Raw genomic sequence first — 25320 nt, 5'->3', positions numbered from 1 at the left:
CCATGACCGAACCGGCCCACCCGGCCCCCACCGCCCTGACGGCGTCCTCGGCCCAGCCCGCGTCCTCGGCCCACCCGGCCGGTCCGCCCTGTCCGGCGTACCTGCGGGCCACGCGGGCGGCCTACGACACCGTTGCCGCCTCCTACGCCCAGCTCGTGCCGCCCACGTTCGAGACCGACCTGTACGGCCGCGCGATGATCAGCGCGTTCGCCGAACTCACACGGGGCGCCGAGGCCGGCCCGGTCGCCGACCTCGGCTGCGGGCCCGGTCACGTGACGGCGCATCTGCACGCCCTCGGGGTGCGCGCGTTCGGCATCGACCTGTCGCCGGAGACCGTGGCGGTCGCCCGGCGCGCGCATCCAAACCTGCGGTTCGACGAGGGATCGATGACCGCCCTGGACCTGGCGGACGGTGTACTCGGCGGCGTCCTCGCCTGGTACTCGACCGTCCACACCCCGCCGGAGCTGCTGCCGGTGGTGTTCGCGGAGTTCCACCGCGTGCTGGCCCCGGGCGGCCACCTGCTGCTGGGCTTCAAGGCCGGTGACAAGATCAGGCACTTGGAGAACGCGTACGGGCACGACCTCTCCCTCGATGTCTACTGGGTCTCCCCCGACCGCGTCGCCGAGCTGCTGGACCGGGCCGGGCTGCCCGTCGACGCCCGGATGGTCCGCGAGCCGACCGAGCAGGAGAAGCCGGTGCAGGGTCGGCAGGCGTATGTGATGGCCCGGAAGCCGGGGTAGCGGGGACATCTTCCGGCCCGGCCGGGCGCCCGGCGCGCCGGGACCCTCGGGACCGACGTCACCATCGGGACAGTCGTCGCCGTCGGATATTTCCGTGCCCTCGCGTCCGTGAAGGTGCAGACTCGCCGCATGGCGGACATGCGGGCATTCCAGGACGCGATCAGCAGCTGGGCGACCGGCGGTCCCGGCGAACCGGCGGGTGAGCTGGCCGTGCGGCTGGGGGTGCGGACGGCGGTGCTGCTGGAAGGGCCGAGTGATGTCGAGGCCGTTGAGGCGCTGGCCGGACAGCGCGGCCGGGACCTCGCCGCCGAGGGCGTGTGCGTCGTACCGATGGGCGGGGCCATGAGCATCGCCCGCTATGCGGGCCTCCTCGGGCCACCCGGCCTCGGCCTGCGCCTGGCCGGGCTGTGCGACGCGAACGAGCGGGGCTTCTACGACCGCGGGCTGGAACGGGCCCGGGCGCCGCGACAGGACTTCTTCGTGTGCGTGGCGGACCTGGAGGACGAGCTCATCCGCGCGCTGGGCACCACGCGGGCCGAGGAGACCGTCCGGGCCGAGGGCGACGACCTCCGCGCCTGGGAGACCTTCCTGCGCCAGCCCGCGCAGCACGGTCGGCCCCGGCACCAGCAATTGCGGCGCTTTCTCGGCACGAAGAAGGGCCGCAAGATCCGCTACGGCCGCCTGCTCGTCGAGGCCCTCGGCCCCGCACAGGTCCCGGCCCCGCTGGACGACCTCCTCACGAGCCTCACGAGCCGCTGACGTCCACGGGCCTGGCACGCAGCACGTAGCGGACGCCGTCCTCCCCCGCGCCCACCCGCCGGAAGCCGGTCCGGGCGAGCACCGCGTGGGAAGGGAGGTTCCCTTCGGCGACCGTGGCGTGCAGCTCCGTCAGCCCGGGCTGCGCGAAGGCCCAGGCGGCCAGGGCGCGCAGCGCCTCGGTGGCGTGGCCGTGGCCGCGGGCCGAGGGGACGAGGTCGTAGCCGATCTCCACGTGACCGTCGGGGTCGGGCGGTCCGTGGAAGCCGATCCCGCCGATGGCGCGCCGGTCACGCAGCCGGACGATCGCGTACGGGCCCCAGCCCGGCCGGTACTCCCCGACCTCCCGGGCCAGGCCCAGCATCCCGGAGGCGATGCGGGTGCCTTCGTCGGGGCCGTCCCCGGCCCAGGCGAAACCACCGTCACCGCCCGCGTACAGGTCGGCGGCGGCGTCCGGGGAGATCACGTGGAGCGCGACTCCGACCCCCTGGACCGGGTCGGCGTACGAGCGCCGCCGCACGCCGGGGCTCGGGGTGGGTGGGGAGAGCCGGCCGGGATCGTACGGGCCCGTGGATGTCATGGACCGACCCTAAGGGCTGTCCCGTGATCCCCGGCGGGCGCACGACGCCGGCTACGGCGGGTCTGACGGGGCAGCCCTCGCCCACGCCACCGGGGCGGCCGTCGCGTCGCTGAGCGGTTCAGGCGAGTGTGGTCAGGAGCAGCGCGGAGTCCGCCGCCGACAGCTCGATCCCGAAGGTGTCGGCCAGTACCGCGAGTACGTCGTCCGGCGCCAGCTCCCGCGTCTCGGGCGGGCCGGGGACACCGGGGCGGACCGTGGTGAGCAGACGGTTGTCCAAGTAGTCCAGCCGGTCCGGTCGTACGCGCTGCACGAACACACGGGTACTGAAGGGCGTGTGCGGGCTGCTGGCACCGAAGTGGTTCGACACCCGGAGGTCGGCCGGGTACTGCGGGTTGAGCGTGAAGGTGTGCCGGGCCATCCACCCGTCGCCCGTGGTGTCGACCTGGCCGTCGCCCTCGCGCGTCGGCTGGTAGAGCGTCCACCCGTCGGCGCCCGGGGTGATCTCCCCGCGCCGCAGCCGGTACGCCCACACGCCGTCCGTCGTATCCGTCGCGTCGGTCAGCTCGATGGGCTCCAGCGGGCTCGCCCCGAACCCGACGTCGCTGAGCCATCGCTTGCCCTCCAGCTCGACGATCACCATGGCGTGCGTCGCGGGCCGGACACTGGTCGCACCCATCTGGACCCGGCCCTGGACCGTCAGGAACCGGAAGCCGAGGCGCTCCAGAGCCGCCGCGTAGAGCGTGATGTGCTCGAAACAGGTACCGCCGCGCGGGCTGCCGATCAGCTTGGCCTGGACCGACGGGAGGTCGAGCGGACGGTACTTGCGCAACACCGCCTCCAGGTTCTCCCAGCGCACGGAGAGGACGTGCGCGCGGTGCAGGGCGCGCAGCGTGGCCAGGGAAGGAGTGCGGTCACCCTCGTAGCCGAGGTGGGCCAGATAGGCATCGAGGTCGAGTGCGTCGCCGTTCCACATGCGGTAGGTCTCCTCGCGTCATCGCGTCACGCCACACCGCGTCACGTCGCATCACGTCGGTCTCCGTACGACCTGTGGAACGATCTTCGCCGTGCGGCTATTCCGCCCGTGGGCCAGGTCTGCGCCGGCTGCGGTGCGGACGTCGCCACCGAACAGTGCGCCTGCTGGACCCAGCGCCTGGTGGCGCTGATCGCGTCCGCTCAAGGGCCTACGGGGCCGGTCCGTTCCGCCGCCTCGGCGATGCGCTTGACGGTGGCCAGTCGACGGTCCCAGTCGGCGGCGAGCGTGGCCATCCACCGGGCCGTCGCGTCCAGTGCCGCAGGGCGCACCGCATAGCGCACCTCGCGTCCGACCCGGTTGCCGGAGACCAGCCCGGCGGCGTCCAGGACGGCGAGGTGCTTGACCACCGCTTGCCGCGATACGGGCAGGCCTTCGGCGAGCGTCGTCGCGCTGACCTCGCCCCGCACGGCGAGCAGATCGAGCAGCTTGCGGCGCGTGGGGTCCGCCAGGGCGGCGAGGACGCCGTCCACCACCTCGTCGCCGTGACCGCCGCCGTCGACGGGACCGGCGGCGGGTCGTTCGTCCGTCACGCCGACGGCTGTTCGACGCGCTTCTTGAACGCCTCCAGCACCTGCGGCCAGCCGCCGGTGTTGTCCTTCAGCGCGCGGCCGCGCAGCTCCTCGGACCCGGCCAGCCCCGCGAATCCGCTCTCGACGACGCGCAGCCGCGTCCCGTCCCCCTCCTGGGTGAGGGTGAATTCCACGAGGGTGCTGTTGTCCTCGCGCAGTTCCTGCCCGGGGAACGCGCTGGCCCAGCGGTACGCCAGGTACGTCGGCGGCTCGACCTTCTCCACCCGCACCGGGAATTCGCCGTACTCGGCGTTCCTCACCAGGCTCACTTCACCCTCCTCGGCCGTGCCGGTGCCGATGGCGGTCAGGCCCTCCTCGTCGGCCACCCAGAAGCCGGGTCGCGCCACCAGCGACCACACCCGCTCCAGGGAGGCTTCGATCAGGGTTTCGCGCTCGATCCGGTTCTCGCTCATCTGAGGACTCCTTCATCGCCACGGTTGAATGCAACCCCAGAGTTGCACATGGCGCCCACAGACGCAACCTTGGGGTTGCGCGAAAGGGTCCTATCCTCCGTCCCCGCCACCACCGTCATTGTTCCCGCGCAGCCCGCGACGGCGGCTCTTCCGCGTAACCCGCAGCACTTCGCCCGCGGCGAGCGTCGCGGTGGCCACGACGCGGGCCCAACGGGGACCGCCTCGCTCCGCCCACACCACACACGCGCATCCGCCGACGACGAGCACCAGGACGCCGACCAGCAACAGAACCGTCATGCTCCCCAACTCCGCATCTCCGCACCTCTGATTACTTCCTCGGCCCCACTCCCCGCAGTCGTCGATCCTCTCAGACGGACGGGGCCGGGGCGCGGCGCTGCGCGGCGACGGAACGGGACGCCCGAGGTCCGGACCGCGGGAGTGATGCCCTAATGCCGTGCCCCCCGGACGCAGCCGCACCGGGAGGGTGATCGCGATCGTCGCCGTCGCACTCGCGGGGGTCCTGGTCGCGGGGTTCGCGGTGAACCGGCTGGCCGGGGGCGGGTTTCCGGAGGCCGAGTACCGGCTGATTCCGGCGGCCACCAGGGCGTCCATCGCGCGTTGGGTCGCCTCACGCCCCCTCGCCTTGCCCGCGCGTTGAGCCTGATCCCGAGTCTGCGCCGGCGTACGGGGGGCCCACTACCCGGCCAGTGCACGGCGGGAAGACCCCCAGTCAGGGCCGTTTCAGGCATTTCTGACGCATCGTCAACGGTCATGGCCGCGCCCTTTGCGCCCCGCCTTCTTCCACATGAGCGCCATGCCCACCAGCAGGATCATCAGCGCCGCGGCCAGGATCGCGCCCTTGACGAGGTAGTCGATGACGAGCTGGTGAGCCAGTTCGCCCGCCTCGCCCTGCGCGGCGGTCACCACCGGGCGCCCCGCCCGCGCCCGCGCTCCCGTCCACGTTCGCCTCCGCGCCCGCCGAGGCCCTGGCGGCCACGGGAGAGGGCCCGCCGGGTGAGGAGCCGCCCGGCCTCGCGTGCGAGGGGGGTCGCGCGGCGGCGTACGGCGTCCAGCTCGCCCTTGCCCCGGCGCTTGAGGGCCAGCGCGATCGCGAAGACGACCAGGGCCAGCACGACCAGACCGCCGACGACCACGGCGAACCTGATGAGCAGCAGGTTGAGGACCGTTTCCATGGTTCCTCCCAAATGTTCCTTCGGGAAATATCACGACCGTGATACAAAACCAACGTATCACGGTCGTGATAGAAAGAGACATGCCCAAGGTCGTAGATCCCGCCGCCCGCCGCCTGGAGGTGGTCGACGCCCTCTTCCGGGTCGCGATCAGGGACGGGCTGCAACAGGCCTCCCTGCGCAATGTCGCCGACGAGGCGGGCCTGAACATCGGGTCGGTGCGGCACTACTTCGCCACTCACCAGGAGCTGATGCTGTTCGCGATGCGGTCGATGGTGGACCGGGTCAGCGGGCGGCTGCTCCGGCACGTCGACGCCGCCGCCAACCTTGGGGCGCGTCCTCGCCCGGAGCGGCGGGAGGTGGTGGCGGGCCTGCTGGAGGAGCTGCTGCCCCTCGATGACGTGCGCCGCGCCGAGGTCACCGTGTTCGTCGAGTTCGCGACGGCCGCCAGGACGAACCCGGCGCTGGCCGGACCCGCCCGGGACGCCGCCGTCGGCACCAGGGCGCTCATCGGGCGGGTCCTCGCCGGGCTGGCCCGGTCCGGGGCCCTGCGGGCGGGCATCGACCTGGAGACCGAGACCGTGCGGTTGTGGGCCCTGCTGGACGGGCTGGGTTTCAACGCGGTGCTGCATCCGGAGCTGGTGAGCGCGGCTGACTGCGTCGCGGCGCTCCGGGCGCATCTCGACGGGCTCGAACCGGACGGGGCTGACGGGGCTGACGGGGCTGACGGGAACGGAACGGCCGACGGCTGACGGGCCGCGCGGGGCTCCCTCACCGGCTACCTGCGCCCGATGCCCTCACTCGCGGTCCCCGCAGGCGCCGGACCGAGGCCGGCCCGCGTCCGAGCGGGCCGAAGGTGGCCACCGAACTGGCCACCGGGCTGGCCGTCCGCCGCGCGGCGGACGGGCATCGACGCGTCGGCCGTCCGGACGGCCTCGCGCCTCCCGCCGCCCCTGCGGCCCGCCGTGGCTCACAGACGGGACAGCAGGGAGCGGCAGAAGCTGTGCGGGAGCCACGGGGCCGCGGGGGAGGCGAAGGCCGTGGTGGCCCTCGCGAGGGCGCCCGGGGTGTGCTCGCGGACCCGCCCCGCCGCGGCCAGTTCGGTCAGGGTGGTGCCGCCCAGGTAGGCGGAACCGAGGGCGGCGGCGTCCAGCGAGAGGTCCGGGGTGTCGTACGTACGGGCGCACACGGCTCCGGCGGCCCCGCCGCTCAGCCGCCAGCGGCCCCGGTTCCAGGGGGCCTGGCGGTCGTCGAGGTCGAGGACCACGTCGAGCGGGGCGGCGTAGGAACGGGCGGTCAGCGCGACCGGCGCGTCGACGACGCGGACGTAGAGGCTGTCCAGCACGGTGGGCGCGCAGCGGCGTACGTCCGAGACCAGGTGCAGCAGGGCTTCGTCCACGGGGCGGTTGGGGGCCAGCAGCCGCGAGGTGAGGTCGGTGTCGAGCAGGAAACGCCACAGGGCCGCGTAGGCGCGCGGGTCGGTGGCTTCGATGTCGCGGACGCGGACGGTGCCCTGGGCGGTGTTCAGGGCGGACCACTCGACCGTCACCGTGTAGCGGGCGTAGCCGGCGGCCCTGCCGTCGATCCGCGCGACGACGCACTCCAGGGGGCGGGCGCCCGCGCGAGTCGCGGGCGGGTCCAGCAGCGGCAGGTGCTCCCAGCCGGGGGCGCGGGCCAGCATGCCGGGGCGGGCCGGGACCTGGCGGGCGTACAGCTCCTCGGTGAGATCCAGTGCCGCGTACGGGTCTTCGAGGGTCAGCGTCACCTCGTCGGCGGCGGGCACGCGCAGGGAGAGCCGGCGGGACTGTACGTCGAGGGAGAGCCGGCGGGCCGCGACGCCGTAGCCGAAGCGTTCGTAGACGGGCGCCTCGGAGGCGGTCAGCACGGCGAGGGGTTCACCCTGGCGCTGGAGGGACTCCAGCTGGTGGCGCATCAGGTCGGCGAGCATGCCGCGGCGGCGGTGCGTGGGGCGTACGCCGACCATCGTCACGCCCGCGGCCGGGACCAACTGCCCACCGGGGACGGTCATCCGGAACGAGAAGATCCCCGCCGTGCCGACGAGGTGGGCACCGTCGCGCACGACCACGCAGCGCTCGGGCTCACCCAGACGCCTCCACAGGGCCGTCGCCTGAGCGGGCTCGGTCTCGTGGAACGCGTCGAGGACGGCGGCGTAGAAGGCGTCCCACTCCTCGGACAGCAGGGCCCGGACGTCCCAGACGGGCGCGCGGACGGGCGTGACAGCGCGAGGGACGGAGGTGGCGCGCGTGGTCGACGAGGACATCGTCTGCACCCTTCTGGAGTCCGATAGTCGGTCGCCGCCCCTCTCTATCAATCGAAACCGCATGTTCACAGAGGGTGAGGCCGCTTCACGCCATCTGATGCACCCCTTGGATTCAGCCGCTTGACCCGCGGCCACGCCTTGCTATCCATGGCCTCACGACAGCCGCGTCACGCAATTCAGCGCCGCGGCTCCCGACCCTTCTTTGGCCGGTTCGGGGCGACGCCGCAGCCGGTCCGGGTGGGCGTGGGGCTCGGCAGCGCGTACGAAGTACCGCGCGGCGGCATCCGGCCCTGCGGGCGCGGCGCACCGAGCGGGATCGCGCGGGTCACCAGCTGTCGGTCGGGCAGCACCCGAACTCCCCGAGCCCCGAAGCACCCCGCGCCCGGCCGCTGTCGGTGCGGGTGGACGCGCAGAGGTGGAAAGGTGACGGCTCCCCACCCTCAACGCGCAAGCATTCCTCCTCAACGCGCAACCATTCCTCACGATTTCACGTCTATGACGGAAAATTCCTTATATTCCTTATATTCCTTGATCAAGGGAGAGGACCACCTTGGACACCACAGGACCCGGTTCGTCCCGGCGCACGTTGCTCGCGCTGGGGGCGGGAGCGGCACTGGCCGCCGCCGTACCGATGAGCGGGAACGCCTACGCCTCCACGCTCGGCGAGAACGAGATGTCACGCCGCTTGAAGGCGCTCGAACAGCGGCATTCCGCCCGGCTGGGGGTGTACGCCCGACCTCGCCAACGGCATGCCCGTCGCGGAGCTGTGCGCCGCCTCCCTCTCCTACAGCGGCAACGCCGCCGCGAACCTCCTCCTCCGTGAGCTGGGAGGACCCCCCGCGATCACCCGGTTCTGCCGCTCGCTCGGGGACGGGACCACCCGGCTCGACCGGTGGGAGCCGGAGCTGAACTCGGCCGAACCGTGGCGCGCGACCGACAGCACCAGCCCCCGCGCCATCGGACAGACCTACGCACGCCTCGCCCTCGGTGCGGCGCTCGACCCGCGGGACCGTGAGCGGCTGACCGGCTGGATGCTGGCCAACACCACCGGGGGCGAGAAGTTCCGGGCGGGCCTGCCCGTCGGCTGGACCGTCGCGGACAAGACGGGGAGCGGGAAGTACGGGACCAGCCACGACGCGGGCATCACCTGGCCACCGGACCGCGCACCCGTCGTCATGGCCGTCCTGACGACGAAACACGAGCCCGAAGCGACGGGCGACAGCCCGCTGATCGCCGAAACCGCCGCACTGCTGGCAAGAGCACTGGCCTGACCGGACCGCGGCGAACCGTCGTCGCGATGAGCCGGTCGGCGCGAGGGCGTGGATTCCGCCAGACCAAGCGGGTGGTCCGGCCCGTCGGGTGCTGGACCGGACCCCGTGCGGCGCGCCGCCGGCGGATGGCGCGGCGCGGGACCGAGGCGGGACCGAGGCGGGCGGGGCCGATCAGGACGGCTCGGCCGCGCCCCACACGGGTCGTGCCGTTCGCCCCCGCCACCCGGCCGGCTGCCGCTGGGCCTCGTATCGGGCGTGTCCGCCGGGGCGCCGGGGCGCCGGTCCGGGCGGGCCCTCCGGATCAGAGGGACCCGCCCCGGTCGGCGGCTCCGGCCGCCCTGGCGGGTGGACGAGCCGCTCGCGCTGCGGAACGGGCCGAGCGACGGTTACCGGCGCCGCTCGGCGCGGGCATGAGCCACGCCCGGATCGCCGCGAACCGCGCCTGCCGGTCTCCGAGGTCAGGGGCCTGCGTCCCGCGCATGCCTCAGCTGGAGCACCGCACCCGGGCGGTGGTCATCTCCCACGCACGGGGCCGGCCGCACCGGTACACGCGGCCGGCGCGACGACGGACACGCCCGCGCCCCGGCCAGGCACCCCTGCCACTACGCCGGGCCTACTTCCCCGCGGCAGGCCTACTCGCCGCGGCGGGCTTCGATCAGGTACGCGGCCTCCTTTGCCAGGCGCGCCCCGCGCCCGTGTTCCTCGGCGCGTTCGAGTTCCCCGCGCAGGGCCAGTTCGGTGCGCAGCACCGTGGCCCGGGGAACCGGGACGCGCTGGCCCGGCATCTCCGTGAAGGGCGCCAGCTCGGCGGCCAGCGCCTGTGCGTCGGCCGACGCGCCCTTGCGGAGCGAGAGGAACGCCCGGGCCAGCCAGTCCGCCGGGATCTGCACCATGAGATCAGTCATGTAGGTGCAACGAGGGGGCGCCCGCGTGGTGACACCCCACGCCCCCTACGGCCTACACCCGCCCCTGGCGCCCGCCCCGTGCGCCAAGCCCCGGGTGTGCGGACCGTATCCGCCGGACGGGGCACCGCCCCCACAGGCCACCATCCGGCACGCGGCACTCAGCACCCGGCACGCTCACCTCATCCGTCCTTCTCCTCGCCCTCTCCCGCGTGGTGAAGCGAGTCCAGCGTCCCGAGCTCCTCCGCCGAGAGCCGCAGGGCCCCAGCGGCCACGTTGGCCACCAGATGCTCCGGATCCCCCGTCCCCGGAATGGCCAGCACGTGCGGCCCCCGGTGCAGCGTCCACGCGATCCGGATCTGCGCCGTGCTCGCCCCGTGGGCCCGGGCGACGGCCCGGACCGCCTCCTGCGCTTCGCCGATCACGCCCGCCTGGGCGCCCGTACCCGCGATCGAGTAGAACGGCACGAACGCGACGCCCTGCCTTCCGCATTCCCGCACGAACTCGTCGTGATCGGGCTGGACGCCGATCCCGTACCTGTTCTGCACGCAGACCACGGGCGCGATCTCCTGGGCCTCGGCGAGGTGGTGCGGCTGGATGTTGGACAGCCCGAGGTGGCGGATGAGCCCGGCCTCGCGCAACTCGGCCAGCGCCCCGAAGCGGTCGGCGATCGAACCGGTGCCGAGGATGCGCAGGTTCACCACGTCGAGGTGGTCGCGGCCGAGCTGGCGCAGGTTCTCCTCCACCTGGCCCCGCAGCAGCTCCGGTGTGGCGTGCTCGATCCACTCGCCCGACGGATCGCGTCCCGGACCCACCTTGGTGGTGATGACGAGGTCGTCGGTGTACGGGGCCAGCGCCCGGTTGATCAGCTCGTTGGCTGAGCGCAACGCGGAGAAGTAGAAAGCGGCCGTGTCGATGTGGTTCACGCCGAGTTCGACCGCGCGGTGCAGGACGGCGATCGCCTGGTCCCGGCCTCTCGGCTCGGCGCCGGCGGCGAAGGCCTCGCCGGTCTGCGGGAGGCGCATCGCGCCGAACCCGATCCGGTTGACGACCAGGTCGCCGAGCTTCCAGGTACCCGATGCCGCCGCGGTGATGTTTTCCGAAGTCATGCCCGAATGATCACCGCACCCTATGCTGACCGCGAAAGATTAAGACCTGCGTGAATCAGAACGCATGACGGCAACCTGGAAGCGGCGGTTTCGCAAGCGTGGAAACACAACTGACCTTCTCCGCCGACGACCTGGCCCAGATGCGCTTCGCCGTCTCACCGATGTGGGAGGTCGGAACCGGCTTCAAGCTGCTCAACTCGGGTTCCGCGCATCCCCTGCACCAGCGCTGGCTCGACCAGGTACGGCCCCGCGCCACGGCCGCCGGGCTGGAGCGGGGGTGGCTCGCCGAGCTGATCCGGCCCGAGAGTTACGTCCCCGACTTCCTCAACCCGGCCCCGGCCGGGCCCGCCCCGACGCTGGAGACGGAACTGGCCGCGATACGGGCCGTCCCCGCCGACCGGATCCGCCAGGACCTCGACCGCCTGCGCCTCGAACAGCGCAGTCCCTCACCAGGAAGCCGCGTACCGGGAACCCAGGCACGAGGAGACCGGGCACCGGGAGACCTCGGCCCGCGCCTGCGCGCCCTGTACGCCCGGCCCCGCGCCCACATGGACCGGCTGACCGAAGAGATCCGGACCTACTGGGAACTCGCCCTGGCCCCCTACTGGGCGCGGATCCGGGCCGTGCTCGACGCCGACGTCTTCCACCGGGCCCGGCAGGTCGCCGAACACGGCGCGGTCCACCTCCTCAACGACCTGCACACCTCGGTCAGGTGGGATGACAACGCGCTGCGCCTGGGTCGCCGCGGGGACTCCCTGTCCCGGGCGACGGCCGGATCCGGGCTGCTGCTGATCCCCTCCGCCTTCACCGGGCCACGCCTGCTGACCCGCGTCGCACCGCCCGAACCGCCACAGCTCGCCTATCCGGCGCGCGGCCTCGGCTCGCTGTGGGCCCCCGGGCCCGCCGCCGACGCCGACGCGCTGGCCGCCGTGGTCGGCCGCTCACGCGCCCTCCTGCTGACCGAGCTGGACAGTCCGGCCTCCACCACCCAACTGGCCCACCGCACCGGCCTGTCCCCGGCCGGGGTGTCCCAGCACCTGACCGCGCTGCGGGGCGCCGGGCTGATCAGCGGCCACCGCGCCGGGCGTTCCGTGCTCTACGCCCGCACCGCCGCCGCCGAGACCCTCCTGAAGGCCGCCGCCACGAGCCCGTCGGCGTAGCCGCCCCTCAGACCCAGGTAGGCACACACGACACCAGCCGGTCGCCGTCCGCGTCGGCGACCGTCACTCCGACGCCTCCCCCGACGCCTCCTCCAGCGCCGCGCGCCAGACGGGGCTGTCGACGTAGTGGTTGTCGAACCGCTCCGCCGACTCGGCGATCTCCTTCGGGTCGGCCTCGCCCCGCATCACCCGGCCCAGCAGGCGCAGGTAGTCGAACCGGCCCATGCCCGGCGTGAACACGAACAGGACGTCCGCCCCGGAGCCGGGCGCCGCCGCGAAGGCGTGCGGCGTGTGGGGCGGCACGGCCAGGAAGTCCCCCGCCCCCAGCACAGTGACCTCCTCCCCCACCAGCACCCGGAGCGAGCCGCTGATCACGAAGAACAGCTCCGTCGCCTTGGTGTGGAAGTGCGCGGGCGCCCCCACAGCCCCTTCGGCGAAGGTGGACCGGTAGGTGGTGAAACCGTCGGCGGTGCTGTCCGAGTCGGCGAGCAGGGTCATGACACTACTGGGGTCGGCACAGGTCTCGGCATGGGCGCCACGTGTCAGGACGGGCTGGAACGGCTGGTGAGTCATGCCTCAAGTTTACGATCTTGGAAATGCCCCTGACCAGGCCAATTGAGCGCGCGATCGAGTGGGCCATTACCCGCCCTCAAGGAGTAGTTCGAATTTGAACTGTATGCTGCGCGAACCAACGCACCCCGCACCACGCACCCCGCAGGAGACCCGCCGTGTCCGTCCGCCGCCTGAACCACGCCGTGCTCTGGATCCGTGACGTCGACCGCTCCGTCGCCTTCTACACCGACGTCTTCGGCTTCCAGGTCGACCACCTCATCCCCGGCCGCGCCGCCTTCCTCAGCGCCCCCGGCAGCCTCAACGACCACGACCTCGGCCTCTTCGCGCTCGGCGCCGACGCCCCCGGCCCCGAACAGGGCCGCGTCGGCCTCTATCACCTGGCCTGGGAGGTCGGCACCCTCGGCGAGCTGGCGGAACTGGGCCAGAAGCTCGGCGAGCTGGGCTCGCTGGTCGGCGCGACGGACCACCTGGTCTCGAAGTCCTTCTACGCCAAGGACCCGGACGGCAACGAGTTCGAACTGATGTGGCGCGTCCCTCGCGAGGACTGGCCGTCGCAGGACACCGAAACCCGCCCCGGCCCCCTCGACCTGCCCGCGGCGATCACCCGCTGGGGCACGGACCTCAAGACCGGCTCGGCGGCGGGCTCTCCCAGCTGAACGACGCCACAGACTTCCGTGGCCCGGGAACCGCGGAGCTCGCGGACCGGGCTGTACCGGAGCCTGACGGAGAACCTGGGCCCAGCCGTCGACGAGTGACCCACCCGGTGATCAGCGCCCTGGCCCGGACCGGTCCCCGCAGCGTCGCCACCGCCACGCCGTCATGTTCCGGTTCTGCCGAATGCCCGGTGAGCATTCCGGTGGCGCGGGTAGGCGCGTAACAGCCGGGACGGCCGCCGTGACGCAGCAGGGGGACCTGCTCACCTCCACCGATCGACGGCCGTCCCGGTCCCGTCACACCTGGGCACGCTGTGGCGCCGCTCTCCGCGTACCGCCGGCCCGATCGTCGCGTCCGTACACCACACCCCCACCCTCGCTCCCACTCCCACTCCCACTCCCGCTCCCGCCCCGGCCCCGGCCCCGGAAAACTGTCCGGCCCGACGCCCAGCCGTCGCGCGCTCCGCGTACGCTTGAAGGGGATGATCACGGGTAGCCGATGGCGTATCCGCCGGGGCGACGATCGGGGAGCGGGAGTGAGGGCAGCGCGAGCCCTGACGACTCTGGACGGGGTCGGCTCAGGGGACCACGTCTACTGGATGGCCGATACCGGCCCCGGTCTCTTCGTCGGGCTGGAGCCGTTCGCGGCAGACGGAGCCCTCTTCGGCGACCGGCTCGTGATCGTCGGTTCTCCCGGGCTGCTGGCCGAGGTCAAGCGGCTGCGTGCGGTGCCTGCCTCCACCGTGATGATCAATGCATGGGAGACCGCGGGCCCCCTGGCGTCCGCGGTGGAGCACGAGATGCGGCGGGCCAAGGACGCCGGATTCCACTCGGCCCGCGTCCTCGCGTGCCGTGAGCCCGGAACGCACGGCCGCACGGAGCTGTTGGACAGCGAGCTGGGGCTCGATGAGGTTGCCGCCCGCAGCGGTGCCACCGTGGTGTGCGCGTACCTGCCCGGCCCGTGGAACGGGGCCGAGCTGGAGCAGATCATGTGCGTACATCCACAGACTCTGGGCAGCCGACCGGGGCTGCCGGGGTTCCACATGTTCCGATCGGGAAGCAAGGGCTGGAAGGTGACAGGGGTGATCGACTCCGACGGGGCGCACGCGTTCGGCTCCGTCCTCCGGGCCGCTGTGCTGCACACCCCCGCGGTCCGGCTGTGCTTCGGCGAGGTCGACCTGATCGACGCCGCGGGAATGCGCGCCCTGGTCGATGCCGCACTGCACCTGCCCGACCGCTCCGTGGTCATCGAAGGCGCCAACCGCCTCGTCAGGATGTCCTGGGAACTGTCCGGCTTCGCCGTCCCCGAGGTACCGGTGGAGGTGCTCGGATGACCACCATCACGCAGCCCGGCCAGCCGGACCGGCCCGACCACCCGGAACAGCCCGGACAGCCGCGGGGCGGCTTCCGCCACGAGTTCTACCCCTACCTCGGCGACGAGGAGTTCCTCGACGGCGCCCTCGGCTTCATCCACGACGCCCAGGACGCGCGGGAGACGGTCATCGTCTCGGTACCCAGCGACCGGCAAGCCCTCTTGCGCGCCGAACTCCCCGACAGTACGTCGGTCGCCTTCATCGACGGGGCGACGCCCGGCCGCAACCCCGGCACGCTGCTCGCCGTCTGGCAGGACGAGATCGCCCGGCACGCCGCCGAGGGGCGTCCGCTGCGCGGCATCGGGGAGTCCGCCTGGCGCCAGGCCCGTACGCCGTCGGAGGCGGCCGAGCTGCGCTACCACGAGTGGCTGCTGAACCTGGCCTTCGCGGACAGCGCCGCCTGGTGGCTGCTCTGTCCGTACGACACCGCCGACGACGACCCCGTCTCGCTCCAGGCCATGGCCCGCTGCCATCCCCTCGTCCGCCGCGACGGGAGCGCCGTAGCCAGCGAGGACTACGACCGGGACGCGCCGTACAGCTTCGAGGACCTCACCGATCCGTGCGGGCCGCAGGACGAGCTGGCCTACGCCCGGGGCGGGCTGACGGCCGTACGCGACAAGATCACCACTTGTGCCACCCGGGCGGAACTCCCCGAATCCCGGCTCGGGGAACTCCTCCTCGCGGCCACCGAAGTCGCCGCCAACAGCATCCGCCACGGCGGCGGCCGCGGCACCCTGCGCACCTGGACCCAGGACTCCGCCTTCATCTGCGAATTCCACGACACCGGACACATCCAGAACCCCCTCGCCGGACGGATCCGCCCCACCCACCACCAGCACGGAGGGCGCGGCCTGTGGCTGGTCCACCAGCTGTGCGACCTCGTCGAGATCCGCTCCACCGCCCAGAACGGAACCACCATCCGCCTCCACATGCGGCTGACGACAGGCTGACCACGGGCCGACCTCGACCGGTCCCCGCCCCCGCCCCCGCCCCCGGCATCAGGCATCAGGCTCCGGCGACCGAGCCCATGCCGGACGTGGTCGGGAACGTCACCTTGCGGGTGAGCGCCGGTGGTTGCGTTCAGCCCGGGCTGACCCAGTCCGGGGTCCAGGTCCCGGCGGCGTCGTGGCCGGCCGCTGTCGCGGCCAGGTGCGCGCGGAGGGCGGCCAGCGCCGGGTGGGGGTTGTCGCGGTGCCAGATGAGGGAGTGCGGGTAGACGGGGGTCGGGTCGGTGACCGGGATGCGGCGCAGGCCGTGGCCGGCGGGCCAGACGAGGCGGGTCTGCTCGCCCATGAAGGTGGCCAGCGCCGGGGTGTCGGCGACGGTGTCGAGGAGCACGTCGGACCCGAAGTTGGGGCCGGTCGCCTCGATGGTGAGGCCGAACTCGGCGACGAGGCCGTCGTAGTAGGCGGCCCACTCGGTACCGGGGACGATGCCGGGCATCCAGATCCGGTGCCCGGCGAGCTGTGCCACGGTCACCGACCGGGCGCCCGCCAGCGCGTGGGCGGGGCCGGTGAGGAGCTGGAGCACCTCGTCCACCACCCGGACGGACTCGATGTCCGCGGGAAGAGGCCGGCCGGGCGCGGCGACGGCGCGGAAGGACGCGTCGATCGCACCCGACCGAAGGGCGGCGACGGCCGTCTCGATGTCGAACAGCATCAGCACGTCGAGGTCGATCTCGGCGTGACCTCGGTGGAAGCCGCGCATCAGGCCCGACGCCGCGCCGCGCGAGTTGATCACGTCGACGCGCAGCGGGCGGCGGCCGGTGCGCACGGACGTGATCGCGCGCTCGGCGACGCGTAGCAACTCGCGCGCGTGGGGCAGGAACGCCTGCCCGTCGATGGTGAGCTCGGCACCGCGCGCGGTGCGGGTGAACAGCCGCACGCCGAGGTCGCGCTCCAGCCCGGCGATGCGCTTGGAGACGGCCTGCTGGGTGACCGCCAGCTGCGCGGCGGCCTCCTGGAACCGGCCCGCGTCGGCGGCGGCCACGAAAGTACGCACGGTGTCGAGGTCGAGTCCGATGTCCACGCCGAAAGCGTACTGTCACAACTCGTAGTTGTGGATGGGTGCCTCAGTGGGTGTTTGACCCCCGGGCGCAGGACTCGCTTTGATACATCCGATCGCTAGTTGGTTGTACGGATGGGAACGAGGGGCGGTGGGCATGGGGAGCGGGCATCGGCTGGGGCGGCGGTTCGGGTGGCTCTGGGGCGCGTACGGGACCAGTGCGCTCGGCACCTGGCTGGCCTTCGGCGCGTTCCCCCTGATCGCCATCCAAGTGCTGCACGCCGGGCCGGCCGAAGTCGCCGCGCTCTCCTCCGTGGGGACCGCCGTGGGCGCGGCCGTGGCGGTGCCGCTCGGCCCGTGGGTGGAGTTCCGCCCCAAGCGGCCGGTGCTGATCACGATGGACCTGGTGCGGTGCGCGGCGCTGCTGACGGTCCCCGCCGCGTTCGCGCTCGGCGCGCTCACCTTCCTCCAGCTCCTGCTGGTCTCGGTCGTCGTCGCGGCGGCCGACATCACGTTCCGCGCCGCCTCCGGCGCGTACCTCAAGACACTGCTGTCGGCCGAGGACCTGCTCGTCGCCAACGCGCGGTTCGAGTCCACGGCCTGGACGACCACGATCATCGGGCCGCCGCTGGGCGGCGCCGCGATCGGGCTCCTCGGTCCGGTGGTGACGCTGGTGGCCGACGCGGTCAGCTACCTGCTCTCGGCCCTGGGCATCCGTGCGATGGGCGGACCCGAGCCGCTGCCCGAGCCGCGGAAGGCCGCGCGACGCATGCGGGCCGGGGACCTGCTCGACGGCTGGCGGTTCATCCTCACCGACGCGACGCTGCGTCCGCTGTTCTTCCACACCGCCTTGTTCAACGGCCTGGTGATGGCGGCCGAGCCGCTACTGGCCGTCCTGATGCTCGGTCGGCTCGGATTCGCACCGTGGCAGTACGGCCTCGCCTTCGCCGCGCCCGCGATCGGCGGCCTGCTCGGTTCGCGGCTGGCCCGACCGCTCACCACCCGGTACGGAAAACACCGGGTGCTGGTCGTGGCCGGGGCGTCGCGCGCGGTCTGGCCCGTCGGCCTGGCCTTCGTGGGGCCCGGGACGGGCGGGCTGCTGCTGGCGATGGGGGTCGAGTTCGGGCTCATCTTCGGCTGCGGGGTCTTCAACCCCGTCTCCGCCACCTTCCGCCTCGAACGCACCCCGGCCGACCGGGTGACCCGCACCCTGTCCGCGTGGGCGGTGACCACCAAGGCCTCGACCGCACTGCTGACGGCCCTCTGGGGCGTACTGGGCACCCTGCTCGGCCCTCGGACGGCCATCGCCCTGGCCGGCGTGCTCCTGCTGGCGACTCCCCTCCTGCTCCCCCGCGGCGCGGCACAGGAGCGCTCCGAGGCGGACTCGGCGGAGAGCCGCGCCTGACGGGGCCGCCGCGGCCGCGAGGGCCGCGGCGTGTGCGTGGGGGCGATCGGGGCGTTCCCGTGGTTCTGGCTGCCGCCGCGCGGCCGAGGTGCGCCGCTTCGGTCTACGGCGGGGATTCGGCCCAGCTTTCGGGACCGGCGCCGCGCCACTCGACGAGTTCGGGATCGGCGAGGTCCAGGCTCTCGGCATTCTCCAGTCCGGCCGCCTCCAGGAGCACCGCGATGTCCGAGGGGCGGTGGGCCACACCGATGGCGACATCGTCGTAGCGAATTCTCCGCCACCCGTTCTCGTCGGGCGGGTGGACGACCAGGCGCGGCTTCTGCATGGCCCCAGCCTCGCCGCGCTGAAGCGAGGCCGCACCTGGGAAGGGTCCGGCCGGTGAGCGGGCGCCGCTTCCCGACGGGCGCGGTCCGGCCCCCGGTCCCCGACGGCCCCGGCGGCCGCCGACGGCCCCGCCCCGGCGTCCCACCGCCCGCCGTGCACCCACGCGTCAGCTCTGCTGCCTGCGCAGCAGCGGGGGCGCCGGGTTCGGCAGAGGGGTGGCCGTCGCGGGGGCGAGGCAGTCCAGGACCAGGGTCACGTAGCGGCGCCAGCCACCCTCGGCCGGGTCCATGGTCCACAGCACGCTGACGAGCATGCTCATGATCCGCTTCAGGTCGTCGGGCACGAGGTCACCCCGGATCACCCCGGCCTCCTGGCCCCGCGCGACCAGCGGGTCGAGCGCGCCGAAGAAGCGGGCGCTGGTCTCCGCGGAGAAGACGCCCGCGTTCCGTGCCGCGGTGAGTACGTGGTGCTCGTCGGCCGCCGAGTCCAGGGCGGTTTCGATCACGACGGTCAGGCCGCGACGGGGGTCCTCGTCGGCGAGCGCGCGGTCGATGACGGGAAGGACGTCCTCGGTGAACTGCTGGTCGAGGACCGCCCGCAGGAGGGTCGCCTTGTCCGGGAAGCGGCGAAAGAGCGTCGCGATCCCCACGCCGGCCCGCTGGGCGATCTCGTCGAGCGGCGCGTCGGGTCCCCGCTCGGCGTAGACGTCGCGTGCGGCGCTGACGATCTTCTCGACGTTGCGCACGGCGTCAGCGCGCAGGGGTTTGACGTTGTCGTTCGGCACACCACCGAGAATACCAACTGGTAGTCGACCCTCGGATTTTGTTGACACGCCGTCCGCCTCGAACTGATAGTTGACTACTGCTTGTGGTGTGCGCCGATCGCGCGCCCACCGCCGCCGGGCAGCCCGGTCCGTACCTCGTACGTCCCGAACCGTCCGGCCGGCCGGGCACCCGACCTACGTCCCGAGGACTCTCGATGTCACAGCCGCTCATGGCCGTCCCCCGCACCGGAAGAGTGATCGCGACACTCGCGCTCGCGGGAGTCACCGCGGCCGTCATGCAGACCCTGGTCACTCCGCTGCTGGCCGACCTGCCGACGATCCTCCACACGTCCCACTCCAACGCCGCCTGGGTCGTCACCGCCACCCTTCTGGTAGCGGGGGTGTGCGTCCCCATCAGCGGCCGCCTGGGCGACATGATCGGCAAACGGCGCATGCTCCTGGTGTGTTGCATACCGCTGATCGCCGGATCGGTGGTGTGCGCGCTGTCGAGCAGCGCCGTCCTGATGATCACCGGACGCGGCCTGCAGGGCATCGGCATGGGCATGATCCCCCTGGGCATCGCTCTGCTGCGTGACATCCTGCCCGCCGAGAAGCTCAGTTCCTCCATCGCCCTGGTGAGCGCCTCGATGGGCATCGGCGGCGGGATCGGCCTTCCCGTCTCCGCGGCCGTGGCGCAGTACGCCGACTGGCGCTTCCTGTTCTGGGGGTCCGCGGCGCTCGCCACCGCCGTCGCCGTCCTGATCCTGGCCTTCGTACCGGATGTCCCGATCGCCGCCAAGGGGCAGCGCTTCGACACGATCGGCGCGCTGGGCCTCGCGATGGGGCTGGTGTGCCTGCTGCTCACCGTGTCCAAGGGCGCCGACTGGGGCTGGGGTTCGCCCACCACGCTCGGCCTGGCCGTTGCCGCCGTGGTGGTCCTGGCCGCGTGGGGCTGGTTCGAATGGCGGACCACCGACCCGCTGGTGGACCTGCGCACCACGGTCCGCCCCCGCGTCCTGCTGACCAACCTCACGTCGGTCTTCATCGGTTTCGGCATGTACGCCAGCATGCTGGTCGTACCGCAGCTCCTCCAGTTCCCCGCGGCCACCGGCTACGGCCTGGGCCAGTCCATGCTGGCGGCCGGGTTGTGGATGCTCCCCGGCGGCCTGGCGATGATGGCGGTCTCCCCCCTCGGGGGCAGGCTCACCAACGCCCGCGGCCCGAAGGTCACCCTCGTCTGCGGAGCGGTCGTCCTCGCCACGGGCTACGGCGCCGCGCTGCTGCTGTCCGCGACGGCCCCCGGACTGATGCTCGCCATCGTGGTCATGAACAGTGGTATCGCCCTCGCCTACGGAGCCATGCCCGCCCTGATCATGGGCGCGGTGCCCCTGGCCGAGACCGGCGCCGCCAACGGCTTCAACGCGCTCATGCGCTCCCTCGGAACCTCGGTGGGCGCCGCCGTCATCGGTGTCGTCCTGGCCCAGATGACCACCTCGGTCGGCGGTGTCACCTTCACCTCCGAGAACGGCTTCCGGACCGGCCTGCTGCTGGGCGGCGGCTTCGCCCTGGTGTCCGCGGCGATCGCCGCCCTCATCCCCGCGCCCCGGCCGGAACGACTCGCGCCGCGGAACCCGGCGGGGACCGCGAACGAGACCGATTCCGCGCACACTTCGGTGAGCAGGTAGCGGCCCCACCCCGCGTCCCGTACGGCGCGAGGCGGAGCGGGCGACCCGGGGAGGCGAGGCGTGGGGTCCTTGCGCCACGAGGTGGCCGACGTCGTGTCCCGTCGGGCTAGTGCCGCGGGCCGGGTTGGCAGGACTGGCCGGGCCGGCCCGTGGCAGGACCGTACAGGTCGGCGTACGCGGGGAAGACGCCGCCCGGGCCGTCGAAGCCCTGGGCCGCGCGCACCGCTTTCACGATGGCCCGCATCACGGCATCGGCCGCGCCCCCCAGGACCGCGTTCATCGTGGCGGTGTCGGGCACCTCGAACGCCTCCGTGGACAGGGCGAACACGGTGTCGCCGTCGTTCATCAGGTGCACCGGCCGTATCGCACGTGCGAGGCCGTCGTGCGCGACACCCGCCATCTTCTGGGCCTGGGCCTTGGTGAGCCGGGCGTCCGTGGCCACGACGGCCAGCGTCGTGTTCAGCAGAGCGTGGGCGCCGTCGGGATCGTCGCGGCGGCGCCGGGTCTCGTCCCGCGCCCATGCGAGGCGGCGCTGCGCGGCCTCGTGGACCGACGGTCGCGGATGGTCGGTACGCGCTCCGTAGAACTCCCCGTACAGCACACCGGTGTCGGGGTCGAGAACGGATCCAGCGGCATTGACCACGGCCAACGCTCCGACGGTGATACCCGATTCCAGTCGGACGGCGGCCGATCCGGTACCCCCGCGCAAGCCGCCCGCCACTGCGCCCGTGCCCGCACCCACGCACCCCTGGGGTACCGCGGCTCGCGGTGCGGTGGCCGCCGCGGCTTCCACGGCCGCGCGGCCGAGGGCCGCGTCGGGCCTGGCCCGGAAGTTCCCGCCGCGACCGAGGTCCAGCAGGGCGGCAGCCGGTACGACCGGCACGACCTGGTGCGACAGGGGCCCGACCCGCACGCCGCGGCCCTGCTCCTCCAGCCAGCCCATCACCCCGTGCACGGCGGCCGGACCGTAGGCACTGCCGCCGGTCAGCACGATCGCGTCGACGCGCTGGACGAGGTTGCGCGGGTCGAGCGCGTCGGTCTCGTGGGTACCGGGTCCGCCGCCGCGTACATCGACGGCGGCCACGGCCCCGCCCACCGGGGCCAGTACGACGGTCGTGCCGGTCAGCGCGCCCGCACCCGCGACGCGGGCATGGCCCACCCGTACTCCCGCAACCGCCGTTATCGCGTCCATGAGTTCCATGGCGTCGATTCTCACCGCCCCCGCGGCCCTAGTGCGGCACTAGCGGGCCACCGGCGCAGCGAGAGGGTCCAGGTCGGTACGGGTCAACGCGGTGATCGTGTGCTCATCCCCCGGGGCGGCGAATCCCGTGGGGCTCGCTCCGCGTGACCGCGTCCGGCCGCCACCCCCTGCCATCAGGCTCCGCCCCGCTCGCGCGGCACGCGTGCCCGGGGCGGCGGAGGCCGGATCGGTCCTCCCCCGGCCTCACGCCTGCGCGGCGTAGATCACTTTCGGTGCCACCATGCCTGGCGAAAACAGGTGGAACGCGGTGAAGCGGCCGCACCGTGATGAGAGGGAGGACCGTGGCGCCTCAGGTGGTCGACGAAGCAGCGCAGCCCATTCCGGAACAGACGAAGCCGCACGTGCACACCCCCGGAGCCCACCCCGCGGTGGCGGGGCCTGCGTCGGGGCAGATCGACACCGAACTCCTGCTCGCCGCGTCCGTGCTGCTGGCGGACGCCGCCCTCACCGCGCGGCGCGCCGGTGCGCAGCTGACCGGCGCGTTGAGCAGCTGGCGCGTCGGGCTGGCGGCCGTACGCCGTCCCGGCTGGGCACTGGCCACGGCGGCGTCCTGCGCGAAGGCGCTGACCAACCCCGCGGGGCTCGCGTTCGGTTCGAACGGCGGGTTCGTCGGGGAGCTGGCGCGGGTGGCGGGGAGCGTGACGTACCGCCGTCCGGCCGCGGTGGCCATGGCCGTGGACGCGTTCGCGCTGCGGATCGAGGCGGCGGCGGTCGAGCACCCGAACCTCGACTCGCCGCTCGCCAAACGGCTCACCGACGCCATGGTGGCGGGGAACCGGTGGGAGGCGCTGCGGGCGCTGCGCGCGTTGGTCGAGCGGCTGGGCTTCACCCGCGCCCTGACGACCGTGAGCCCCGTGATCATGGAGCTGTTGGCATTGCTGGGGCTGCTCGACGAGAATCCGGCCAACGACAGCTTCTCGTGGGTGACGCTCGCCGGAGGGGTGCCGACCACGGACCCCTTCTTCGGGCTGCCGAGTTCGCTGATCCAGTACCTCAATCCCGGCCCCGGGCGGGCGGAGCGGATCGAGCCGGACTCCATCCTGACGAAGATCCTCGCGGGGTCCCGCAACGACGTCGTCAGCTACATCAACGACATCGGCGCCCTGGGGAACCACGGGTTGGTGCTGCTCCGGCGGGTCGAGTGCGCCGACGGCCGCGTCAGGTACGTACTGCTGTTGCCGGGTACGAGCTTCGGCCTGCCGAGCAACAGCACACCGCAGGACCTCATCGGCGCCTTCGACGGGTGTGTGCGCGTCGACACGACCTACACCCGCGCCGCGAAGCAGTTGCTGCTGCGCGCGGGCGTCCCGGCCGGAACGGAGCTGATGTTCGTCGGACACAGTCTGGGCGGGCTGACGGCGATGAACCTGGCGATGGACGTCGACCTGGCGTCCACGTACCGCGTCACGCACGTGGTCACCCTCGGCTCCCCCATCGACAACAAGCGCCCGGTCGACCACACCACCCAGGTGATCAGCCTGGTCAACAACCACGACGTGATCCCGATGCTCGACGGCCGCGGGCCCGCCTCACCCAATGACATCCCCGACAGCTGGGTCGAACTGACCTGGCTGGACGAGTCGTACGACTATCCGCTGTCCCACGCACCGCAGGCGTACTCCGACACCCTGCGCGGGGAGATGACGCACCTCCGGGACCGGGTGAACGAACTGATCAGGGCGTACGACGGCGAAGTCGCCGGGAACCAGACGTACATGCTCCGCGACAAGTGACCACGAGGGAGACCGACCGATGACCCGTACCGACGGCCCGGCCACGACGACGCCGCGCCCCGAGACGGCGTGGCCCGTGGAGAACGTCCTGTTCAGCGCCGCGCTGATCGCCCGGCGACTGCCGTGGGCGGATCTGCCCGCGCGTGCGCTCGGTCTGGACGCACTGACCCGCGAGGCGCTGACCCGCCGGCTGATGACGCACCTGCGGGGCAGCCGGTCCGGGCGCCCCGTGCGGCTGCGCACGCCCTTCGGCACGTTCCTTGTGCCCCTGACCGGGGCGGACGCCGCGAGCCTGCTGGGCAGCGCCGATCGAGCGGGTGTCCTGGGGCCCGCCTCCGGTCTCGCCTCCGACGGGCGCCGGTACGGGCTCTCACCACACGTGTCTCCGCCCGGCACCTGGGACGTCCTGACGGAGGAGGAACGTGACGGGCTGAGCGTGCGGGTGGCCGAGCACCTGACCCCGGTACTGGCGGCCCGGCGCGAGGACCGCGTCCTGGACCGGGCCGACTGGCACGAGGGCATGCTGCGGCTGAGCCGACGCGTCGTGGTGGGGCCCGCCGCCACGGAGGACACCCTGCTGAGCACGGTGGTCGCGGCGGCCACGGACGCCGCGGGCAGCCGTGCGTACGAGGCGCGGGCAGCCGCCGTACGACGTCGGCTGGAGCCGTACCTGGCCGATCCGGTGCCCGACTCCCTGGCCGGCCGGCTGTTGGCCCGGGGCGATGGCGGCCCGGAGGCCCATCTGGCCGTCGCGCACGCGCTGGCGCTCGTGTCGACGGCCACCGGCACGTCGGCGCTCCAGGCGCTCGCACTGCTCGGCGCGGGCACGGGCGACGGGTCTGCCGAGCGGAACCCCTCGACGGTCGACGAGGCCGCGGCGTGGGCCGTGGAGCAGGGATCGGAGCAGGGCGTGGAGCAGGGCCTGGAGTGGGGCGCGCAGTGGGCCGTGGAGCAGGCCTTGGACCGCTACCCGCCGCTCGCCGCCACGGTGCACCCCGTGCGCGCGCCGCTGGCCGCGGACGGCCTGACCATCGAAGCCGGAACCGAGATCCTGGACCTGCGCATGCTGGTGCGCCGGGGCGAGGGGGAGCGCGCGGACCCGGCGTCGGCCCTGTGCCCGCATCCCTCCGGTTGTGCCGGTGCACGGTTCGCCGCGCTCGTCGGCCGGGAGGTCGTCCGCGGGGTCACCGCCGAGGGACGCCCCGTGCTCCGCTCGCCGCGCTTCACGGCGGACCGCCTGCCGGAGAGCCTCGATCCCGGGAGCGTCGTCGTGGCCCTCGTTCCGTTCGACGGCCCCGGCGACGGCTCGTCGGATTCCGCGCCGGCCTCCGCGTACGGGTGCGCTCCCGGCTCGTACGGGGCGCCGGCGCAGGCGGACGCGGACCGGCTGGACCGTCACGCGGAGAGCCTCGCCCGCTGCGCCGCCGACGCCGGATGGAACGCGAGCGCGGCGGCCGAACGGTTCCGCATGGTCCTCCTGGGACACGCCGACCGGTGCGCGGGAGCTGCCGACGACGTACGGCGGGCCGCGCGGCGCTTGTC

General features: G+C 73.0%; 27 protein-coding genes and 1 pseudogene. 13 read left to right on the top strand and 15 right to left on the bottom strand.

Translation table 11 applies throughout. The features are described from left to right. Nucleotides 1–2 precede the first annotated feature (2 nt). Both QMF80_RS05720 and QMF80_RS05715 read left to right on the top strand, forming a co-directional pair. The gene (locus QMF80_RS05720; RefSeq protein ID WP_283450111.1) at nucleotides 3–740 is read left to right on the top strand and encodes a class I SAM-dependent methyltransferase; all 738 of its coding nucleotides are present in this window, start codon (nucleotides 3–5) and stop codon (nucleotides 738–740) included. 129 nt (nucleotides 741–869) lie between these two features. Beyond that, a complete protein-coding gene (locus QMF80_RS05715; protein WP_283450109.1) occupies nucleotides 870–1499 on the top strand; it encodes a TOPRIM nucleotidyl transferase/hydrolase domain-containing protein in 630 nt (209 codons plus the stop codon). Here the strand turns inward: QMF80_RS05715 and QMF80_RS05710 are convergent. The 5 genes from QMF80_RS05710 to QMF80_RS05690 form a co-directional block, all read right to left on the bottom strand. Further along, nucleotides 1486–2076 (bottom strand): GNAT family N-acetyltransferase, encoded by a 591-nt coding sequence (locus QMF80_RS05710; protein WP_283450107.1) that lies wholly within the window; start codon nucleotides 2074–2076, stop codon nucleotides 1486–1488. The two genes, QMF80_RS05715 and QMF80_RS05710, sit on opposite strands and share 14 nt — an antisense overlap. 118 nt (nucleotides 2077–2194) lie before the next feature. Continuing rightward, a complete protein-coding gene (locus QMF80_RS05705; RefSeq protein WP_283450105.1) occupies nucleotides 2195–3049 on the bottom strand; it encodes an arylamine N-acetyltransferase family protein in 855 nt (284 codons plus the stop codon). A 200-nt stretch (nucleotides 3050–3249) separates the two neighbouring features. Then, nucleotides 3250–3639 (bottom strand): ArsR/SmtB family transcription factor, encoded by a 390-nt coding sequence (locus QMF80_RS05700; protein ID WP_283450103.1) that lies wholly within the window; start codon nucleotides 3637–3639, stop codon nucleotides 3250–3252. Next, nucleotides 3636–4091: an SRPBCC domain-containing protein gene (locus QMF80_RS05695; RefSeq protein WP_283450101.1), complete on the bottom strand. Its 456-nt coding sequence runs from the start codon at nucleotides 4089–4091 to the stop codon at nucleotides 3636–3638. Before QMF80_RS05695 ends, QMF80_RS05700 begins: the two co-directional genes overlap by 4 nt. A gap of 90 nt (nucleotides 4092–4181) precedes the next feature. Then, complete coding sequence (locus QMF80_RS05690) at nucleotides 4182–4388, bottom strand: hypothetical protein (RefSeq protein ID WP_283450099.1); 207 nt, start codon at nucleotides 4386–4388, stop codon at nucleotides 4182–4184. Between the two features lie 157 nt (nucleotides 4389–4545). Here QMF80_RS05690 and QMF80_RS05685 point away from each other — a divergent pair, with 157 nt between their 5' ends. After that, nucleotides 4546–4749 (top strand): hypothetical protein, encoded by a 204-nt coding sequence (locus tag QMF80_RS05685; protein ID WP_283450097.1) that lies wholly within the window; start codon nucleotides 4546–4548, stop codon nucleotides 4747–4749. 104 nt (nucleotides 4750–4853) lie between these two features. Here the strand turns inward: QMF80_RS05685 and QMF80_RS05680 are convergent, their stop codons facing one another. Together QMF80_RS05680 and QMF80_RS05675 are read right to left on the bottom strand one after the other, a co-directional pair. Next, nucleotides 4854–5015, bottom strand: a complete 162-nt coding sequence (locus QMF80_RS05680) for a hypothetical protein (RefSeq protein ID WP_283450095.1) — start codon at nucleotides 5013–5015, stop codon at nucleotides 4854–4856. After that, nucleotides 5012–5284 carry a hypothetical protein gene (locus tag QMF80_RS05675; RefSeq protein ID WP_283450093.1) on the bottom strand — a complete coding sequence of 91 codons (273 nt, stop codon included), beginning with the start codon at nucleotides 5282–5284 and terminating at the stop codon, nucleotides 5012–5014. The genes QMF80_RS05680 and QMF80_RS05675 overlap by 4 nt, the downstream gene beginning before the upstream one ends. An 80-nt stretch (nucleotides 5285–5364) precedes the next feature. On the opposite strand from QMF80_RS05675, the gene QMF80_RS05670 reads away from it, so the two are divergent. Continuing rightward, nucleotides 5365–6033: a TetR/AcrR family transcriptional regulator gene (locus QMF80_RS05670; RefSeq protein WP_283450091.1), complete on the top strand. Its 669-nt coding sequence runs from the start codon at nucleotides 5365–5367 to the stop codon at nucleotides 6031–6033. A gap of 218 nt (nucleotides 6034–6251) precedes the next feature. On the opposite strand, the gene QMF80_RS05665 is transcribed toward QMF80_RS05670, so the two are convergent. Beyond that, complete coding sequence (locus tag QMF80_RS05665) at nucleotides 6252–7562, bottom strand: GNAT family N-acetyltransferase (RefSeq protein ID WP_283450089.1); 1311 nt, start codon at nucleotides 7560–7562, stop codon at nucleotides 6252–6254. Nucleotides 7563–8112: 550 nt separating this feature from the next. On the opposite strand from QMF80_RS05665, the pseudogene bla reads away from it, so the two are divergent. Continuing rightward, a pseudogene (gene bla, locus QMF80_RS05660) lies at nucleotides 8113–8833 on the top strand (class A beta-lactamase). Nucleotides 8834–9465: 632 nt separating this feature from the next. Here bla and QMF80_RS05655 read toward each other — a convergent pair. Together QMF80_RS05655 and QMF80_RS05650 are read right to left on the bottom strand one after the other, a co-directional pair. Continuing rightward, nucleotides 9466–9738, bottom strand: a complete 273-nt coding sequence (locus QMF80_RS05655; protein WP_283450087.1) for a hypothetical protein — start codon at nucleotides 9736–9738, stop codon at nucleotides 9466–9468. Between the two features lie 179 nt (nucleotides 9739–9917). Further along, nucleotides 9918–10844: an aldo/keto reductase gene (locus tag QMF80_RS05650; protein WP_283450085.1), complete on the bottom strand. Its 927-nt coding sequence runs from the start codon at nucleotides 10842–10844 to the stop codon at nucleotides 9918–9920. Nucleotides 10845–10942: 98 nt separating this feature from the next. On the opposite strand from QMF80_RS05650, the gene QMF80_RS05645 reads away from it, so the two are divergent. Further along, nucleotides 10943–12004 carry an ArsR/SmtB family transcription factor gene (locus tag QMF80_RS05645; protein ID WP_283450083.1) on the top strand — a complete coding sequence of 354 codons (1062 nt, stop codon included), beginning with the start codon at nucleotides 10943–10945 and terminating at the stop codon, nucleotides 12002–12004. A 63-nt stretch (nucleotides 12005–12067) separates the two neighbouring features. On the opposite strand, the gene QMF80_RS05640 is transcribed toward QMF80_RS05645, so the two are convergent. Continuing rightward, nucleotides 12068–12577: a cupin domain-containing protein gene (locus tag QMF80_RS05640; protein ID WP_283450081.1), complete on the bottom strand. Its 510-nt coding sequence runs from the start codon at nucleotides 12575–12577 to the stop codon at nucleotides 12068–12070. Between the two features lie 155 nt (nucleotides 12578–12732). Between QMF80_RS05640 and QMF80_RS05635 the strand changes: the two genes are divergently transcribed. The 3 genes from QMF80_RS05635 to QMF80_RS05625 all read left to right on the top strand — a co-directional run bounded on the left by QMF80_RS05635 (nucleotide 12733) and on the right by QMF80_RS05625 (nucleotide 15553). After that, entirely contained in the window at nucleotides 12733–13233 is a 501-nt protein-coding gene (locus QMF80_RS05635) for a VOC family protein (protein ID WP_283450079.1), read from the top strand. Nucleotides 13234–13766: 533 nt separating this feature from the next. After that, the gene (locus QMF80_RS05630; protein WP_283450078.1) at nucleotides 13767–14564 is read left to right on the top strand and encodes an MEDS domain-containing protein; all 798 of its coding nucleotides are present in this window, start codon (nucleotides 13767–13769) and stop codon (nucleotides 14562–14564) included. Beyond that, nucleotides 14561–15553: an anti-sigma factor RsbA family regulatory protein gene (locus QMF80_RS05625; protein ID WP_283450076.1), complete on the top strand. Its 993-nt coding sequence runs from the start codon at nucleotides 14561–14563 to the stop codon at nucleotides 15551–15553. Before QMF80_RS05630 ends, QMF80_RS05625 begins: the two co-directional genes overlap by 4 nt. 130 nt (nucleotides 15554–15683) lie before the next feature. On the opposite strand, the gene QMF80_RS05620 is transcribed toward QMF80_RS05625, so the two are convergent. Next, nucleotides 15684–16631 carry a LysR family transcriptional regulator gene (locus QMF80_RS05620; protein ID WP_502962778.1) on the bottom strand — a complete coding sequence of 316 codons (948 nt, stop codon included), beginning with the start codon at nucleotides 16629–16631 and terminating at the stop codon, nucleotides 15684–15686. A 133-nt stretch (nucleotides 16632–16764) separates the two neighbouring features. On the opposite strand from QMF80_RS05620, the gene QMF80_RS05615 reads away from it, so the two are divergent. After that, nucleotides 16765–18012 carry an MFS transporter gene (locus QMF80_RS05615; protein ID WP_283450074.1) on the top strand — a complete coding sequence of 416 codons (1248 nt, stop codon included), beginning with the start codon at nucleotides 16765–16767 and terminating at the stop codon, nucleotides 18010–18012. Nucleotides 18013–18115: 103 nt separating this feature from the next. Here QMF80_RS05615 and QMF80_RS05610 read toward each other — a convergent pair whose 3' ends face one another. Beyond that, a complete protein-coding gene (locus tag QMF80_RS05610; RefSeq protein WP_283450072.1) occupies nucleotides 18116–18337 on the bottom strand; it encodes a hypothetical protein in 222 nt (73 codons plus the stop codon). A gap of 165 nt (nucleotides 18338–18502) precedes the next feature. Next, nucleotides 18503–19120 carry a TetR/AcrR family transcriptional regulator gene (locus QMF80_RS05605; RefSeq protein ID WP_283450071.1) on the bottom strand — a complete coding sequence of 206 codons (618 nt, stop codon included), beginning with the start codon at nucleotides 19118–19120 and terminating at the stop codon, nucleotides 18503–18505. Between the two features lie 194 nt (nucleotides 19121–19314). Between QMF80_RS05605 and QMF80_RS05600 the strand changes: the two genes are divergently transcribed. Next, nucleotides 19315–20784: an MFS transporter gene (locus QMF80_RS05600; RefSeq protein WP_283450070.1), complete on the top strand. Its 1470-nt coding sequence runs from the start codon at nucleotides 19315–19317 to the stop codon at nucleotides 20782–20784. Between the two features lie 106 nt (nucleotides 20785–20890). On the opposite strand, the gene QMF80_RS05595 is transcribed toward QMF80_RS05600, so the two are convergent. Further along, the gene (locus tag QMF80_RS05595) at nucleotides 20891–21985 is read right to left on the bottom strand and encodes a P1 family peptidase (protein WP_283450068.1); all 1095 of its coding nucleotides are present in this window, start codon (nucleotides 21983–21985) and stop codon (nucleotides 20891–20893) included. A 341-nt stretch (nucleotides 21986–22326) separates the two neighbouring features. Between QMF80_RS05595 and QMF80_RS05590 the strand changes: the two genes are divergently transcribed. Then, complete coding sequence (locus tag QMF80_RS05590) at nucleotides 22327–23778, top strand: lipase family protein (RefSeq protein ID WP_283450066.1); 1452 nt, start codon at nucleotides 22327–22329, stop codon at nucleotides 23776–23778. A 19-nt stretch (nucleotides 23779–23797) separates the two neighbouring features. Beyond that, nucleotides 23798–25320: hypothetical protein (locus QMF80_RS05585; protein ID WP_283450064.1), on the top strand; the 1523-nt coding region annotated here is incomplete at its 3' end.

It is taken from the genome of Streptomyces sp. G-G2 (assembly GCF_030063135.1).
GTDB lineage: Bacteria > Actinomycetota > Actinomycetes > Streptomycetales > Streptomycetaceae > Streptomyces.
This window is presented reverse-complemented; position numbering and strand designations above follow the sequence as displayed.